The organism is Tateyamaria pelophila (assembly GCF_019966495.1).
Classification (GTDB): domain Bacteria; phylum Pseudomonadota; class Alphaproteobacteria; order Rhodobacterales; family Rhodobacteraceae; genus Tateyamaria; species Tateyamaria pelophila.
Genome location: NZ_JAIMIA010000056.1, coordinates 1 through 15482, shown reverse-complemented (window position 1 = coordinate 15482; position 15482 = coordinate 1). Strand labels below are relative to the sequence as shown.

The 15482-nt window shown below is 57.5% G+C and carries 10 protein-coding genes and 4 pseudogenes; 9 read left to right on the top strand and 5 right to left on the bottom strand.

Features of this window, described 5'->3' with window-relative positions; translation table 11 throughout:
- Positions 1 to 788: 788 nt before the first annotated feature.
- The 3 genes and pseudogenes from LC354_RS16415 to LC354_RS16405 form a co-directional block, all read right to left on the bottom strand.
- A pseudogene (locus LC354_RS16415) lies at positions 789 to 953 on the bottom strand (IS110 family transposase); the annotation flags it as partial.
- Between the two features lie 74 nt (positions 954 to 1027).
- A pseudogene (locus tag LC354_RS16410) lies at positions 1028 to 1771 on the bottom strand (DDE-type integrase/transposase/recombinase); the annotation flags it as partial.
- Positions 1772 to 1867: 96 nt separating this feature from the next.
- Positions 1868 to 2515 (bottom strand): TetR/AcrR family transcriptional regulator, encoded by a 648-nt coding sequence (locus LC354_RS16405; RefSeq protein ID WP_223425741.1) that lies wholly within the window; start codon positions 2513 to 2515, stop codon positions 1868 to 1870.
- 125 nt (positions 2516 to 2640) lie between these two features.
- Here LC354_RS16405 and LC354_RS16400 point away from each other — a divergent pair, with 125 nt between their 5' ends.
- The 7 genes and pseudogenes from LC354_RS16400 to LC354_RS16370 all read left to right on the top strand — a co-directional run.
- Entirely contained in the window at positions 2641 to 3474 is an 834-nt protein-coding gene (locus tag LC354_RS16400; RefSeq protein WP_223425739.1) for an FAD binding domain-containing protein, read from the top strand.
- On the top strand, positions 3471 to 3971 hold the full coding sequence (locus tag LC354_RS16395) for a (2Fe-2S)-binding protein (protein WP_223425737.1): 501 nt from the start codon (positions 3471 to 3473) through the stop codon (positions 3969 to 3971). The genes LC354_RS16400 and LC354_RS16395 overlap by 4 nt, the downstream gene beginning before the upstream one ends.
- Complete coding sequence (locus tag LC354_RS16390; RefSeq protein WP_223425736.1) at positions 3968 to 6349, top strand: xanthine dehydrogenase family protein molybdopterin-binding subunit; 2382 nt, start codon at positions 3968 to 3970, stop codon at positions 6347 to 6349. Before LC354_RS16395 ends, LC354_RS16390 begins: the two co-directional genes overlap by 4 nt.
- Before the next feature lie 45 nt (positions 6350 to 6394).
- A complete protein-coding gene (locus tag LC354_RS16385; RefSeq protein WP_223425734.1) occupies positions 6395 to 7447 on the top strand; it encodes a C4-dicarboxylate TRAP transporter substrate-binding protein in 1053 nt (350 codons plus the stop codon).
- A gap of 78 nt (positions 7448 to 7525) precedes the next feature.
- Positions 7526 to 8092, top strand: a complete 567-nt coding sequence (locus LC354_RS16380) for a TRAP transporter small permease subunit (protein ID WP_223425732.1) — start codon at positions 7526 to 7528, stop codon at positions 8090 to 8092.
- The gene (locus tag LC354_RS16375; RefSeq protein ID WP_223425730.1) at positions 8089 to 9420 is read left to right on the top strand and encodes a TRAP transporter large permease; all 1332 of its coding nucleotides are present in this window, start codon (positions 8089 to 8091) and stop codon (positions 9418 to 9420) included. Before LC354_RS16380 ends, LC354_RS16375 begins: the two co-directional genes overlap by 4 nt.
- Before the next feature lie 81 nt (positions 9421 to 9501).
- Positions 9502 to 9819 (top strand): annotated as a pseudogene (locus LC354_RS16370) (IS6 family transposase); the annotation flags it as partial.
- A gap of 679 nt (positions 9820 to 10498) precedes the next feature.
- On the opposite strand, the gene LC354_RS16365 reads toward LC354_RS16370, so the two are convergent.
- Positions 10499 to 11533, bottom strand: a complete 1035-nt coding sequence (locus tag LC354_RS16365) for an MBL fold metallo-hydrolase (RefSeq protein ID WP_223425728.1) — start codon at positions 11531 to 11533, stop codon at positions 10499 to 10501.
- A 220-nt stretch (positions 11534 to 11753) separates the two neighbouring features.
- Here LC354_RS16365 and LC354_RS16360 point away from each other — a divergent pair, with 220 nt between their 5' ends.
- Positions 11754 to 12407, top strand: coding sequence for a peroxiredoxin (locus tag LC354_RS16360; RefSeq protein WP_223425721.1), 654 nt, complete (start codon positions 11754 to 11756; stop codon positions 12405 to 12407).
- A 63-nt stretch (positions 12408 to 12470) separates the two neighbouring features.
- Here the strand turns inward: LC354_RS16360 and LC354_RS16355 are convergent.
- A pseudogene (locus LC354_RS16355) lies at positions 12471 to 13550 on the bottom strand (IS630 family transposase).
- A 403-nt stretch (positions 13551 to 13953) separates the two neighbouring features.
- On the opposite strand from LC354_RS16355, the gene LC354_RS16350 reads away from it, so the two are divergent.
- A complete protein-coding gene (locus LC354_RS16350) occupies positions 13954 to 15177 on the top strand; it encodes an MFS transporter (protein WP_223425719.1) in 1224 nt (407 codons plus the stop codon).
- The last annotated feature ends 305 nt before the right edge of the window (positions 15178 to 15482 follow it).

Below are 15482 nucleotides of genomic sequence, written 5' to 3'. Positions count from 1 at the left end.
ACGGTGCGTGGATATCACCAATGCTATCCTTCCAGTGCTTCTCGGCCTTCGGGTTTCGGACAAGGTGGGCACGCATACCGACAGCGCCGATCTTGAAATCGACGACACAGACGGCCGGATCGTCCTGCCCCGCAAGGGGGCAAAGGTCTCGATCGCGTTCGGTTGGGAAGGGAGCGGCCTGCGGGTCGTGTTCCGCGGCAGCGTCGACGAGGTCAAATCGTCGGGCGACCGGGGATCAGGGCGCCGCCTCAAGATCACGGCGAAGGGGATGGACACGACTGGCCCGATCAAGGAGGGGCAACAGCGCAACTGGGACAACGCGACAGTCGAAACAATCATGCGCGAGGCAGGCGCGTTTGCCGGGATCACCAGTGTCGATATCGACCCTGCGCTGCGATCGCTGGCCCGGACCTATTTCGAGATGCGCGACGAGAGCTTTATCGGCATGGGCGAGCGGCTTGCCCGGGAGATCGGGGCCAACTTTCGGGTCGTGGGGGACACCGCGTTCCTCTCGAAGCGGAACGCGGACTATCAGGCTGCCGTCCGCGCCGTCTGGGGCGAGAACCTGCACAGCTGGGATATCACCCCCCAGCTTGGTCGCGCGCAATTCAGCGAGGTGCGCGCGCGCTGGTATGACGTGGCATCAGCCAGCTGGCAGAGGGTCCAGCGGTCAACCGGACTGGACGTGAGCGCGATCCATGCGTCGCGCCTATCGCGGGCGGACGAGACAGAGGCAGCGCAACAATCCGACAGTGACGCGGCAACGGCGCAGCGGGACGCCGGTGAAGGCAGGCTTCCATCGCCACCACGCAAGACGGCTGCTCACCCAGGAACTTCAGCAATTGCGCCCGCGACAACTTGCGTCGGAACACAACGGACCCGTCCTTCCCGGCGCCATGCGCCTGAAATACGTTCTTGGCCAAATCAAGACCGATGATGCTAACCTCTTTCATGGACGCTCTCCTCATAGCGATGTTTCAACACCCGCTACCTTGGCACATTTGATGCCGCCGGGGGGCGTCCACCCCATCGGATACGTTTGGGGTGATCTTGGCGGCGTCAGACTATGCTCGATGCCCAGTTCCGCGCAGAGCTTGTCGAACTCATGTTTCCCGCTTTGTGCGCGCTTGCGCAGGCCAAAGAGACGGTCGGTGAACTCCTTCCCGTTGTCCGTGAGTATGGTTCGGATGCGAAGTGGGCATGCCCGCTCCAGATCCCGCAGAAAGCGGCGCGCGTTGGCCGCTGTCTTACTGCTGTAGATGCGGATAAAAACCCAGCGCGTAGCCCGGTCAATTGCAACAAACAGATAACGGCGGGAAGTTTGATCCTCCATTTGAGGCAGATACTTCACGTCGATGTGGATATACCCGGGGTCGTATGCCTTGAACCCGCTGTGCTTGGGCCTTGCCACCTTTGCTTTCAAATCGCGCAGATTGCCCGCGCCATGCCGTCACAGACACCGATCCAGCCCTGAGCGTGACACATCCGGGTTCAGAAATTCCCGCACCACCGCGAGCAAGTCATCCAGTGACACAAGCAGCGCCTTGCGCAGAGCAACTGCAACGGCCTCTTGCGCAGGCGTGAGCGTTGTTTGCAGCCGGTGCGCTGTGTGGCTGAGGTCGTTCACACTGTCGCGCTTGCGCCACTTCCACACTGTCTGTTCGGTTGTGCCGAACCGCTCCGCCAGAACCCAAGCAGGCTCGTCACTCGCTTGAATTTCCGCCCGCACTTTGGGGGTCGTTGTCGCCTGGCTATGAAGATGGATCAGCATTTAGCGCCCTCCCGGATGTCACCCAAGACCGATCTTGCCATGAAAAATGCAGACCGACGAGGATCTATGTGATCGTCCGGGATGGAACAACTACCCTCATTGTTCTTTGTCTATGCCGAAAAACAGAAGGTACTTGTCGATCGCTCGCGCAATCTCGTCCTGTGGTTTGACGGGTTCGGGCATCCTATAAATGTGTTGGCGAATGCCGATATAAGCGATGCCTCCATGTAAGTTCCAAACATCTTCCATCTTCGGCGGAGTGTCTGTGTGGGCCAGGACCTCGGTTTCAGCTAGCAGGGGGCGCAGGATGACGTCACCCAAGTGTTCGAGATAGCGCTGGTTCAGCGACGCACCAGCAAGCCCTGAAAACATGAAGATCCGCATCCATTCCCATTCAAAGATCAGGGCGCTATATTCGCTATAAAAGGCAAGGAGGCGCTCCCGTATGGGTACGCTGCGGTCTGTCAGGCGTTCGGGCCAGTCGGGTGACAGGCGACCAATATAGACCTTTTCATAGACCGCATCAATCAGTTCGTCCTTTGTGGCGAAGTAGTTGAAAATAAGAGATTGCGTGACACCAAGACGCCTGGCCAATTCGCGCGTTTTTCCCTCCAGCCCAACCTCTGCGAAGAAGCGGACCGCTTCGTCGACGATTTGTTTACGGCGCTCTGCCGGGGGCAGGCGCCTCCGCGTGGCGCCATGTTCGCCATTGCGGGCGGGTCTTTCTGTCAGTCCGTCCATCATGCGCCCTCGGTGATTTGGTAGTGGCAAAAAATCTTCTTGCAACGACTCGCTTTTAAAGATCATCTGCTCAATAGAATTGATCAAGCGCTTAATAAGGCGTAGGTGGAAAAAGAGGGGCGGACGCCATGAAGGCATCAGCGGGAGGCTATGCCCGGGCTGAGAGCGTGGGACATGCGCTCGATTTGCTGGCGGGATCAGATGGTCAGGGGCGTGTGTTGGCAGGTGGTCAAAGCTTGATCGCGGCGATGAACATGCGGCTTTCGTTTGGAGATTTGCTGGTCGATATCTCGAAACTCAGTGAGTTGTCTGGAGTTGTCGTCGAAGGTGACACCCTGCGAATTGGCGCGTTGACCCGTCATGCTCAGGTTGGCGCTGACCCGCTTGCGAAGACTCACGCGCCGCTTTTGACGGACGCGGTTTCGCACATCGCTCATGCCGCCATCCGCAATCGCGGCACGATCGGGGGGGCTTTGGCCCATGCTGATCCAGCGGCGGAATTCCCGGCCTGCGCGCTGGCACTTGGCTCGACCATTCACGCCGAAGGGCCGGGTGGTGCGCGCGACATCCCGGCGGAAGACTTCTTTGAAGACGTTTTCACCACTGCGCTGAATGAAGACGAAATTCTCACAGCGATCTCTCTGCCTGTCGCTGAAGAAGACGAAGTTCAGATCCTCGAAGAGGTTGCCCGTCGCTCGGGTGATTACGCACTGGTCGGTTTGTGCCTCGTCAAGCGCACGGCAGGTCATCGGGTTTCGCTGTTCTCGGTCGGTCCGAAACCCATTCTGGCGGTAGGGGCCATGGCCGCGCTTGATGCGGGCGATCTGGATACTGCTCTCGATGCGTTGAGTGCCGAGATCGATCCACCATCCGACACACAGGCCAGCGCAGCCTACCGCCGCCATTTGGCTGGCGTCCTGCTGAGCCGTGCCGTGGCGCGCCTGAAAGGAGACACCGCATGACCGAGATGTTCCGTGACAAAGTTGACGTGTCCCTGACCGTCAATGGTGAACCGGTCGAGGCGCGTGTGCCTGCCGGACAGCACATGATCGATTTCCTGCGCCTTGAGTTGGGGCTGACTGGCGCACACGCAAGCTGCGAACATGGCGTTTGTGGAGCTTGTACGATCCGCGTTGACGGTGACGCCGTGCGCGGATGCCTTATGCTGGCCGCGCAGGCGGATGGGGCCGAGGTTTGGACCATTGAGGGCCTAACCGACACGAACGCGATCAGCGACCTGCAAGATGCGTTTGTCGCGCGCAACGCTTTGCAATGCGGCTACTGCACTCCGGGCATGCTTGTTGCGGCAGAGGAGTTGCTGTCGAAAGGCGACCTTCCAAGCCGTGCGGAAATCCGCGAACACCTGTCGGGCAATTACTGCCGCTGTACGGGGTACGAGGCGATCATCGATGCTGTCGAAAGCGTCGCGCAAGGTCGTGCTGGAAAGGGCAAAGCATGACCATTCCGTTCAACAATCCCGACCGGCCGAATTCCTATATCGGAAAGACTGTCCCGCGTCCGAATGCCTCCAAGCTGGTGCAAGGTCGTGGTCGCTATGTCGATGATATCGTCTTACCGCGCATGCTGCACGTGGCGTTTTCCCGGGCGCCTGTCGCACATGCGAAGATCGGTAAGATTGATGTGGACGAAGCGAAGGCCGTCAAAGGCGTGTTGCGCGTCTTTACCGGCAAGGACCTGGCTGAGGTGTGCACGCCGTGGGTCGCTGTTCTGGCACATCTTAAGGGGCTGAAATCCCCGCCCGAACATCCATTGGCTGTGGACCGCGCCTGTTGGGTCGGCGAACCGGTTGTGGCCGTGGTTGCAACGACCCGCGCTGCGGCCGAAGAAGCGGCGTCGTTGGTTATGGTCGACTACGAAGACCTGCCCGTTGTCACTGACACCATGACCGCGCTCGACAAGGATACTCCGGTCATTCATCCCGAATTGGGTGACAACCTCGCTTTTCGCCGTCTGCACGAAGAAGGCGATGTCGATGCCGTGTTTGAAACCGCGCATAAGGTGGTTTCGGCCAGCTTCCGTACCGCGAGGCATACCGGCGTCACGCTTGAGCCGCGTTCGATCCTTGTCGATTGGAATCCGGCAGAAGGGCAAATGACCGCCTATCATGCAACGCAAGCGCCGCACATGATGCAGACTGTCTTTGCCAAGCATCTCGACATTCCCGAAAGCCGCGTGCGTGTCATCTGCGGCGATGTGGGCGGATCGTATGGCATCAAGGTGCACGTCTATCCCGACGAAGTGGCGACAGCCGCCATTGCCAAGGTGATGGGACGTCCGATCAAATTCATCGCCGATCGTCTGGAAAGCTACACCACGGACATTCACGCGCGTGACCACGAAATCGAGGCCAAAATCGCAGTGGATGCGGACGGAAAAATCCTTGCAATGGATGTCGATGACTGGACCGGGATCGGGCCGTATTCGGTCTATCCGCGCACCTCGGCCATTGAGGGCAATCAGGTCGTGAACCTGTGTGGTGGACCGTATGATTTCGCCAATTACCGGGCGCAGACCACAGTTGTGTTCCAGAACAAGACGCCAACCTGCCAATACCGCGCCGTGGGCCATCCCATTGCCGTGGCCATCACGGAGGGCTTGGTGGATATGGCGGCAGCAGCGATTGGCATGGACCCGGTCGAAATCCGACGTCGCAACATGTATGCCGACGATGCCTATCCGGTGACGTCCCCCGCCAAGATGAAGTTCGAAGGCCTCTCGCATCATGCGTCGATGGACAAGCTGATGGAGATGATGGACTACGACGCCCTTCGCGCCGGTCAGGCCGAAGCCCGCAAGAAAGGCAAGTATCGCGGTATCGGTATTGCGTCTTTCATCGAACTGACCAACCCGTCGCCGTTCATGTATGGCATTGGCGGCGCACGGATTTCGGCGCAGGATGGCTGCACTGTGCGCATGGACCCGGACGGGTCCGTCGTGGCGCTGTCAGGCGTGACGGAACAAGGGCAGGGCACAGAGGCGATGCTGAGCCAGGTTGTGGCGGAAGGCGTCGGTGTGAAGCCAACCAACGTGCGGGTGATCACAGGCGACACGCAGGTCACACCGTATGGCGGTGGCACATGGGCCTCGCGCGGAGCCGGGATCGGCGGCGAAGCTGCGTTGCAGGCGGCTAAGGCATTGCGTAACTCGATTTTGGAGGTGGCGGCAGCCATGCTTCAGGCTGATGCGGGCAAGCTTGATATTCGCGACGGACAGGTCGTCGATATGGACAGTGGCGAAGAGCGTATGCCGCTCGAAGAACTGGGGCGGATCGTCTATTTCCGGGGCGATACTTTGCCAAAAGATTTGCCGCGAGAACTGGTCCAGACCCGGCACTTCATTACGATGGAATACCCGTTCGCTTTTACCAATGGCGTTCAGGCCTCATACTTGGAGGTCGACACGGACACCGGCGTTGTGACCTTACTCAAGCATTGGTGCATTGAAGACTGTGGTCGGGTCATCAACCCGCAGCTGGTGGACGAACAGATCCGGGGAGGGATCGTTCAGGGCCTTGGCGGCGCGCTTTACGAGGAAATCCATTACGACGAGGACGGTCAACTGCTCAATGGCTCGATGGCGGACTACCTTGTCCCGATGGCCGCCGAGATGCCCGATATGCAGGTTGGTCACGTGGAAACACCCACAAAAGAAAGCGAACTGGGTGCCAAAGGCGCGGGGGAGGCCGGGACAGCCGGAGCACCTGCTGCGGTGATGAACGCGATCAACGATGCCCTGCGCCCGCTTGGCGCGCAGGTGACCGAAATGCCCTTTACGCCAGAACGCATCTTGCGGGCGCTGGGCAAAATTAACGACTGAACCAAAAGGGCGCCGGGGAGTGCGCCCGTCAAAGGGAGGACAACTATGAAACTCACAGCACTTACAACGATCGGTGCGATGCTGATCGGCAGCGCGGCGGTTGCGCAGCAAAGCATAACTGTCAATATCGGCTCGTCGCATCCAGAGGCCAACATCTGGGTCTACGCGATGAAGAACACCTTCCAACCCGAGGTGAACCGCATCCTTGCCGAGAATGGCAACGAATATCAGGTCAACTGGGCCGAGAACTATGCGGGCACGCTCTACAAGTTTACCGACACCCGCGAGGCGGTGATGGACGGCATCGTCGATGTCGGCATGGTCGGCACGGTTTGGGAAGGGGCTAACATGCCGCTCCAGAACGTGACCTACTTCACGCCTTTCGCGACCGAAGATCATCGCATGATCATCGAGATTTTCGATGAGCTTTCGGAAAACCTGCCCGAGCTGAAGAACAGCTGGGCGGAGAACGGCATGGTGCACCTGTCATCGCTGATCACCGACAGCTATGACATCTACGCGACCTTCCCGGTCAACTCGATGGCGGACCTGCAGAACCGAAAGCTGAACGCGCCGGGAACGTCGGCTAACTGGCTGCGCGAAACTGGCGCGACCCCGGTCGATGGCGCGCTAACCACGTACTACACCAACATCCAGACCGGTGTGACCGAAGGTACGCTGTCCTTTGCATCCGGCATCCTGCCCACACTCGTTTACGAAGTGGCGCCTGAACTGACACGTGTTGGCATCGGGTCGATGTATTTCGGGGGCATTGCTTCAAACAAGGACTTCTTTGACGGTCTGCCCGCACCGATTCAGACCGCGTTCCGCGAGGCGGCACAGGCAACCTCGGTCGCGCATGGCGACTATGTAGGTGATCTGGCAGCCCGTGCACTGGACGAGATGCAGGCAGCCGGTCTGACCATCCACCAGCTTCCCGACCAGGAAAAAGCCAAGTGGGTCAATGGCCTGCCAAACATCATCGAGCCTTGGCTCGAACAAACAGGTGATGCAGGCAAGACCGTGCTCAAGGCCTATTTCGCGGCTCTGCGCGAACGCGGTGCGACACCGCTTCGGAATTGGGACGAAGGTCTCTAAGATCGTAACCTGAACTTTGCGCCCGTCCGGAGCCAAGTGGATCGGGCGGGCGTCTCCTTGGCTCCAGGACGCCCCGCCATGAGCAATGAAGACACACCAGAGCTGCAGGAGGATCGGTTTGTTCCGGCCTTTTCCAAAGCCCCCTATGGCGCGGTTCTTGGGTCGATTGCAGCCGCCATGTCGGCGGTAGGCACGGCCAGTATCGGCGCGCTAATGATGTTGATCGTGGCCGACGTGATCGGTCGAAACTTTCTGGATGCCCCCATCACCGGCGTGTCCGAGATTGCTGCGCGTGCCGTTGTTGCCATTGTCTTTCTGCAGGTCCCGGCTGCGATCCTGCAACTGCGCCTGACCCGCGCCGATTTTCTTGTCCGCCGTCTGCAAAAATCCAACCCACGTTTGGTGGCTTGGATTGAGGCGCTGTTTTGCCTCGCTGGGGCCATCGTTTTTGCCCTCATCTTTTGGGCCTCTTGGCCAAAATTTCTGAGCGCTTGGCAAACCGCCGAATTCTTTGGTGTGCAGGGGGTCTGGACCATTTCAACGTGGCCGTTCCGTGGCATCACCATTCTGGGCTGCGGGGTTGCCGCACTGGCCGCCCTCTACAGAGCCCGCGAAGAAATCCGCATCGCGAGGAGCACAGCATGACCACGCTGACCATCGGTTTCATCCTGATCGCTGTGCTGGTCGGTCTGGTGCTTCTAGGGATGCAGATCGCCTACGCGCTGTTTGGTGTGGCGTTCCTCGGAATTTGGATCATCCGTGGCAATATTGATCTTGCCTTCCGAATGCTGGAACTGACCGCTTATTCGGGGATTGCCGATTACCTTTTCGCAACCATTCCGCTTTTTGTCTTGATGGGGTTGTTGGTCAGTGTGTCCAATGTTGGGCGCGACACGTTCGAAGTGGCTGAAGAACTGTTGCGCCGCATGATCTGTGGCCTTGGCGTTGCGACTGTGGCCGCAAACACCATCTTCGCCGCAGTCACCGGCGTGTCCATTGCATCGGCCGCAGTCTTCACCCGCGTCGCAGTGCCCGAGATGACGCGTCATGGCTATCGCCCTGCCTTTTCCGCAGGCACCGTTGCCGGATCATCGGTTCTGGGCATGCTGATCCCGCCGTCGCTGCTGCTGATCATCTACGGCGTTCTGGCAGAGGTCTCGATTGGTGGCATGTTCATTGCCGGGATCGTTCCCGGGCTGATGCTGGCGCTCGGCTTTGTTGCGATGCTGATCGGAATTACCATCTTTTTCCCGAGTTTCGTTCTGAACGATCCGGACGCCGTGCGCAAGCGGCGGTTGGACCGTGATTTCACGCCCATGCCATTCAAGGAGCTTTTCCTCAAGCTAGTGCCGATCATCATGCTGGTCATCCTAGTGCTGGGTGGCCTTTACACCGGGTTCTTCACCCCGACCGAAGCCGGCGGCATCGGTGCGTTTGGCGCGTTGATCGTGGCGCTGTCACGACGCAGCCTTGATCGGCACAAGCTGTGGCAGGTGATGAAGCAGACCGGCGTGATCTCGGTGTCGATCCTCCTCTTGCTCATCGCGGCATCCTTTTATTCGCGCATGCTGGCGATTGCCGGCCTGCCCAATGCCATCGCGGGTCTGGTCACCGACTCGGGCTTTGGCCCGCTGGGGTTTCTGTTCTTCTACGCGGTGATCATCTTACTGATGGGTATGATCCTCGACAGCACGTCGATCCTGCTCATCATGGTGCCTATCGCGGCACCCATCGCCCAAGGGCTTGGCATCGACCTCATGCATTTTGGTATTGTCACTGTGATCGCCGTCGAGATCGGACTACTCACTCCACCCTTCGGGATATCGGTCTTCACGGTGCATAACACGCTCAACGATCCAAACGTATCGGTCGAGCAAATCTTTGCTGCAACGCTGCCCTTTATCGCCGTCATGCTGGTCGTGCTTGTAATCGTGGCGCTTATTCCGACGACCGTAACCATGTTCCTGTATTGACGCGTCTACGGACAACGTTTCGACGGTCTTGTCAGAACAAATTGGCTTGAAACGGGCAGGGTGGTCTCGTAGCTTTCACTCATGACGAAAACAGACCCATTCAATTACTTTCACAGCAGCCCGGAGATCATTCGCCTGGCGGTCATGATGTACGTTCGATTTCCACTTTCGCTCCGAAACGTCGAGGACCTGGTGCAAGAGCGCGGCATCGACATCAACCACGAAACGGTGCGGTACTGGTGGAACCTTTTCGGCCCAGTTTTAGCAGCCGAAATCCGCAAGAAAAGAGTCAGCCAGATGCGCGCATATTCAAATTGGCAGTGCCACTTGGATTAGGTGTTCGTGAAGATTAACGGCGAGCGGCACAACCTTTGGCGGGCTGCTGATCGTGAAGGCGAGGGTGGATGAATATACTTGGGTTGGATCTCAGTCGCGTTTGCATCAAATGTGATTCCAAACCATAGGTCAGTGCAATGAATTCAATAGCTTAGAGGGTGGAGAAGGTTCGATATCAGACCCATCCGCTCCGCCAGAAACCAGTCGCGAACCCAATACGAGGCCCCCAACGGGGCCTTTTTTCTTTTGGTTTCAAAGGGGTTTAGCGGCGGCGACCGCCCTTCGGAGACTGGTGAAATGCCCAAAATCAGTCTCTGAACGCCATTTGTCTCTAACCGAGCGCCCTAGTGCTTCAGAAGGGCGCTTTCAAAAAGTATTGAATTTTCAGTGTGTTGGTGTTCTCGGTCGAGCGCCCTTTTCGAAGTTTCAACTGGTAGCATAATGCATTCCGAAACCGCGAGGCGGGTCTTAGGTCGGTCGCTTTGGGCGGGAACCGGACTTTCTCTGCATCTGCGAGCCAAGAATACGTCATCGGTCGGAGCCGACATTCAAACAGATGCTATTCTGGGTCTATCTCTGCAGCGCGCTAGGCAGCACCGAGCCTAAAGCAGACGCGCAGTCCTGTCGATTTGGCGTCCAATGGCTTTTCCAGGAAACCTTCTCGATGTTCGAATTCTCAGATACCGGGCAAGCTCGAGATTGCCCGCAAACGGTGTGCAAGTTCTATCGAAATTGAGGTATGCTAGTCTATCGCTTCCACCGGACCTGCGGCTTTCTGCCATGCAGTGAAGCCGCCTGGGATATGTGCAACATTCTTAAGCCCCATCTCATGGGCAATCTCAACCGCAAGCGTGGATCGTTCGCCGACGGCACAAAAAAGCAGAAGTCTGCTGCTTTTTGCCAAGCCCGCAAGTTGGCCGCTGGATCTGCAGTATTGATCAAAATGCCCGTACGGGGCGTGGATCGAGTTGGGGATTGAGCCGTGGCGACGCCGCTCGCTTTCTTCCCGGATATCAACAAATTGACAATCAACCGATGGCCATCCTGCGAGGATTTCATCGACTTCCAGAACGGGGACGCGGTGTTGCGCGGACATTCTCAGACCGAGTTTCAAGTTTTCGGGCACTGCGACGTCCATCAATGCCGGGTTAGCAAGGTTTAGGTTGTTCATGATATCGGCATACTCTTCGGCCGAATTCACTTGGAGACGCGGGTTGTTATGGCGCTCTTCTGCAATCGTGCTGACAGTGTCCCCTTTGTAGTCGTGGCCTGGATAAACCATGGTGTTCTCGGGCAGTTTCAGCAAACGCTCGAAAAGCGAATGATATTGTGCATATGGATCGCCATTTTGAAAGTCGGTGCGACCCGTTCCCCGGATCAACAGAGTATCGCCAGTAAACACCCGGTCATCCATCAAGAAGCTGTAACTCTCTGATGTGTGCCCCGGCGTGTACAGCGCAGTCAGCGTAAGGCCTTCTATCGTTAACGGATCATTATCGCGCACGCGCATGGAGACGACATCGGCCGGAGACTGTTCACCCATGACGGTCGTGCAACGCGTGGCGTCTCGCAATTTACCCATCGCGCTGACGTGGTCGGCGTGGATGTGCGTATCGACGACCTTCACCAGCTTGAGGTCGAGTTCCTCAAGCAGCTTCAAATACCGGTTGGTGTGCTCAAAAACCGGATCGATCAGCAGCGCCTCACCACCGTGCCTGCTGGCAAGAAGGTAAGTGTAAGTACTTGATGTTTTGTCAAAAAGCTGCCTGAATATCATTTCTGCGTCTCCCAGTGGTCAGTGGTTAATGCTTCTAAACAAGCGTCACTTGCCTACTGGGCAACTCATTTGAACCGCTGTCGCGACGCTACTCTTTCCAACAACTTGCAGCAACCATTGCATTACTAAGTCGTCAAGCTTAGCGTAGTGAATGCTTTGTGCAGGCGGCTCGGGATGAGCCGTAATGCATTCAGAGCACTGTCCCCAAAGGAAAAACACCATGAGTCTACGTATAAACGACACGGTTCCGAACCTAACCGTGGAAACTGACCAAGGTACCTTTTCCTTGCATGATTGGATCGGAGACAGCTGGGCAGTCCTTTTTTCGCATCCTAAAGACTTTACCCCTGTTTGCACGACAGAGTTTGGCGCGGTAGCGCAGATGGCCGATGAATGGTCCAAGCGCGGCACCAAGGTCATCGGGGTTTCCGTAGATGGTGTTGAGGATCACAAGAAATGGAAGGGTGACATTGAGAAAGTTGGGGGCGCACCTGCAGGCTTCCCGATTATTGCGGACGACGGCCTGTTAGTTTCAAAAGCCTTCGACATGTTGCCAGCAGATGCCTACATGCCGGACGGACGCACACCTAATGACAGCCAGACCGTAAGATCTGTATTCATCATCGGGCCAGATAAAAAGATGAAGTTGTCCATGACATATCCGATGAACGTGGGCCGCAATTTTGCAGAAGTCTTGCGGGCACTGGATGGTCTGCAGACGGCGGCCAGCCGAGGTGTCGCAACACCGGCAAACTGGAATGTTGGTGATGATGTCGTTATACCCGTTGCTGTCAACGATGCTGATGCAAAAGAGAAATTCGGCGACTTTACCACTGTCCTTCCCTATCTACGAATGACAAGCCTGAAAGGCTAAGTCATCGGTAGGCCCCATTTGATCGAAATCTTTTGGGGCCTAGTGTTCCGGGTCTGACGCATCTTACCGGTTTCCCCAGATTTCATCGAGTGTGTCCAGTGCGCGGCGTTCCCGGATTAGGATGTCTTTGGCGGTTTTGGTCCACCTGATGGGCTTGGGCTTTTCGTTGTGGTGCGCGAGGTAGTCGTAGATCGCGGCCTCAAGATCATCGACGCTGGAATAGCTGCCGCAGCGGATGCGCCTTGACGTGATCTCGGCGAAGAACCATTCGACCAGGTTCAGCCAAGACGCGCTGGTGGGCGTGAAGTGGAGCTTGAAGCGCGGGTGCTTGTCCAACCAGTCCTTCACCTCGGGCGTCTTGTGGGTTGCGTAGTTGTCGAGCACCAGATGCACATCTCGCCGCGCGGGCACGGCCTTGTCGATCTGTCGCAGGAATTTCAGGAACTCCTTTGCCCTATGGCGCGGCATGCAATCACCGATGACCGTGCCCGATTTCACGTCCAGCGCTGCGAACAGTGTGGTCGTGCCATGGCGCTTGTAATCGTGCGTTACGGTCGCGGCACGGCCCTTCTTGAGCGGCAGTCCGGGCTGGGTCCTGTCGGGTGCCTGGATTTGCGACTTTTCGTCAACGCAGAGCACGACCGCCCTGTCGGGCGGATCGAGGTAAAGCCCGACGATATCGGTGACCTTCTCCTCGAACTTTGGGTCATTCGAGACTTTGAGCCCCTTTGTGAGATGCGGTTTCGAGCCAGCTTCCGCCTATATGCGGCCGACGCTCGATGGCGAAATGCCCATGGCTTCGGCCATCAGCGCCCGGCTCGAGTGCGTTGCATTGGCTGGGGATTCCTGCACCGTCTTGGCGATCACCTTCAGCCTTGTTTCCACGGGCAGAGGCGGCACACGCGAGGGGCGCGTCTTATCGCGCTTGAGCCCCGGCACGCCTTCATCCAGATACCGCGCCTGACAGCGCCAGACCGTCGGCTTCGACATGCCGGTCCGCCGCATGATCTTGAAGGTGCCATGGCCGCCGGCCGTCGCCAGCACGATCCCGGCCCGCCAGATAAGCTTGCGCGGCGTGTTGCGGTTGATGATCAGCACTTCAAGCTCAGCGCGGTCGGCGGGGGGCAAGGCAAAGGCAGATATCGAAGCTTCTCATGCCCAGAGTATGACACACCCTGAAACCGTTGGGAATCTTGCGTCAGGTGGCGAACACTAGTTTCAGAAATTGAACAACGGCACTGAATGCGCACCGTCGTTGAAACAAAGGGAAATTTGTCCCGCTGGCCAACACTTCACCCAACAAAATACTGCACGATGCACGAACGGCAACAATGCGAAGGCTGCACCGCAGCGTTGGGTGGCGACGTCAATGGCTGGTCTGGGCCGTCTACAACGGAGGGCTGTGATCACTCCACAGGATTTTCAGTGACCGATCTAAGGACTACAGAGAGCCCGAAGCGGGCATGGGCTGACAAATGTTCGGTTGATTTGCATAACCGCCAATGTCACTAATCTTGCTCATCAGTCAGCCGACAGCGGGGCAGGTATGGCAAGCCAGGATACGAACACCGCTGGGTTGAGTGCCGCGATTCTCGGCGGTTGCGTGATTTCATTCCTCGGATTTGGGTTTGCCGCGACATTCGGTGTCTTTCTTGCGCCCATGTCGGCAGAACTTGGTTGGGGACGAGAGATTTTCTCTCTTTCTGTCGCCGTGCAAGCCCTTGTATGGGGCTTTTCTCAACCCATCGCAGGGGCGATTGCGGACAGATTTGGCACCGCGCGCGTGCTTGCTTTTGGCGCAATTTGCGCAGGCATTGGCTTCGCGCTTCGTGGTCTGACCACTGATCCGACGTTGTTCATCATGACGGGCATACTGGTTGGTGCAGGCACCGGTGCAGCATCGTTTCCTATCGTGATTGCTGCACTTGGCAAGATTGTAAGACCCGAACGCAGGAGCTTCATTCTGGGTCTTGGCACCGCAGCTGCCTCGCTTGGTATGTTTGTGGCTGCTCCAACAGCAACAACACTGATCAGCTCGGTTGGATGGCAGACAGCGTTAATCGGAATTGGGTTCAGTTTCGCCCTGATCCTGCCCTTCCTGATTTTCATCGCACGGGTATCAAAACCGACGGCATCGGGATCCAGCGCGGGCGATTTCGGCCGCGCGCTGTCGGCTGCATTTACCGACCGAAGCTACCTCTGCCTGTTCGTCGGCTTTTTCGTTTGTGGATTCCACGTCGCCTTCATCCAAACACACCTACCGGCATATTTCGTCGATTTGGGTCTCGCAGCATCAATCGGTGCATGGTCGCTCGCTCTGATTGGCTTGTTCAACATTGCCGGGTCCTTCCTGTCAGGATGGTCAGGCCAGAACTACTCCAAGAAGACTGTTCTTAGCGGTATCTACTTTGTGCGGGCGTTTGTCATTTCTGTGTTCATTCTTGTGCCTGCAACCGAAGTCAGCGTGCTGATATTTTCAGCTGTGATGGGGCTTTTGTGGCTGTCAACTGTGCCGCTGACTATGGGCTTGGTCGCACAGACACAGGGACTAAGGTTTTTCTCAACGCTTGCGGGACTGGTGTTCCTAAGCCACCAAACCGGCAGTTTCATCGGCGCGTGGTTGGGTGGACGCATCTACGACATGGCACAGGATTACACCCCGATGTGGTGGGCTGCCGTCGTGCTTGGACTTTTGGCCGCGCTGATCCACCTGCCTATACGTGAGGAGCCGGGCGCGCTGGCGCGCGCGGAACTGGAGCCTGACGCGTAAGTCATTCACCGGCCATGTCGCGGGGGCACTGGAGCCTGAACGCCTGCAATCGTGATATCGGCAGAGGCCTGGGTTAAAGGACCAGTGTATTCAACAGTTAACCGGCATCCCAAACGTCAGGTTTGTCCGCTGACCGACGATCAAGCCGCCGAAATGCTGCGCGATGCACGAATGGCTGGTCTGGTGAAGCTGCACTGCGGCAAAGGCTTCACTGGCGACCGGCAGCAGTGGGCCGGTTCTGAACCCCAATTCTTGGAGTGCTGCTCAGTCCGGTTCTGCCGCCTCCCACCTACCAACAGAGAATT

What these genes read in the sequence shown, in the direction of transcription:
- LC354_RS16405 (WP_223425741.1), bottom strand. Translation starts at nt 2,515, where the DNA reads ATGATGGACGGACTGACAGAAAGACCCGCCCGCAATGGCGAACATGGC.
- LC354_RS16400 (WP_223425739.1), top strand. Translation starts at nt 2,641, where the DNA reads ATGAAGGCATCAGCGGGAGGCTATGCCCGGGCTGAGAGCGTGGGACAT.
- LC354_RS16395 (WP_223425737.1), top strand. Translation starts at nt 3,471, where the DNA reads ATGACCGAGATGTTCCGTGACAAAGTTGACGTGTCCCTGACCGTCAAT.
- LC354_RS16390 (WP_223425736.1), top strand. Translation starts at nt 3,968, where the DNA reads ATGACCATTCCGTTCAACAATCCCGACCGGCCGAATTCCTATATCGGA.
- LC354_RS16385 (WP_223425734.1), top strand. Translation starts at nt 6,395, where the DNA reads ATGAAACTCACAGCACTTACAACGATCGGTGCGATGCTGATCGGCAGC.
- LC354_RS16380 (WP_223425732.1), top strand. Translation starts at nt 7,526, where the DNA reads ATGAGCAATGAAGACACACCAGAGCTGCAGGAGGATCGGTTTGTTCCG.
- LC354_RS16375 (WP_223425730.1), top strand. Translation starts at nt 8,089, where the DNA reads ATGACCACGCTGACCATCGGTTTCATCCTGATCGCTGTGCTGGTCGGT.
- LC354_RS16365 (WP_223425728.1), bottom strand. Translation starts at nt 11,533, where the DNA reads ATGATATTCAGGCAGCTTTTTGACAAAACATCAAGTACTTACACTTAC.
- LC354_RS16360 (WP_223425721.1), top strand. Translation starts at nt 11,754, where the DNA reads ATGAGTCTACGTATAAACGACACGGTTCCGAACCTAACCGTGGAAACT.
- LC354_RS16350 (WP_223425719.1), top strand. Translation starts at nt 13,954, where the DNA reads ATGGCAAGCCAGGATACGAACACCGCTGGGTTGAGTGCCGCGATTCTC.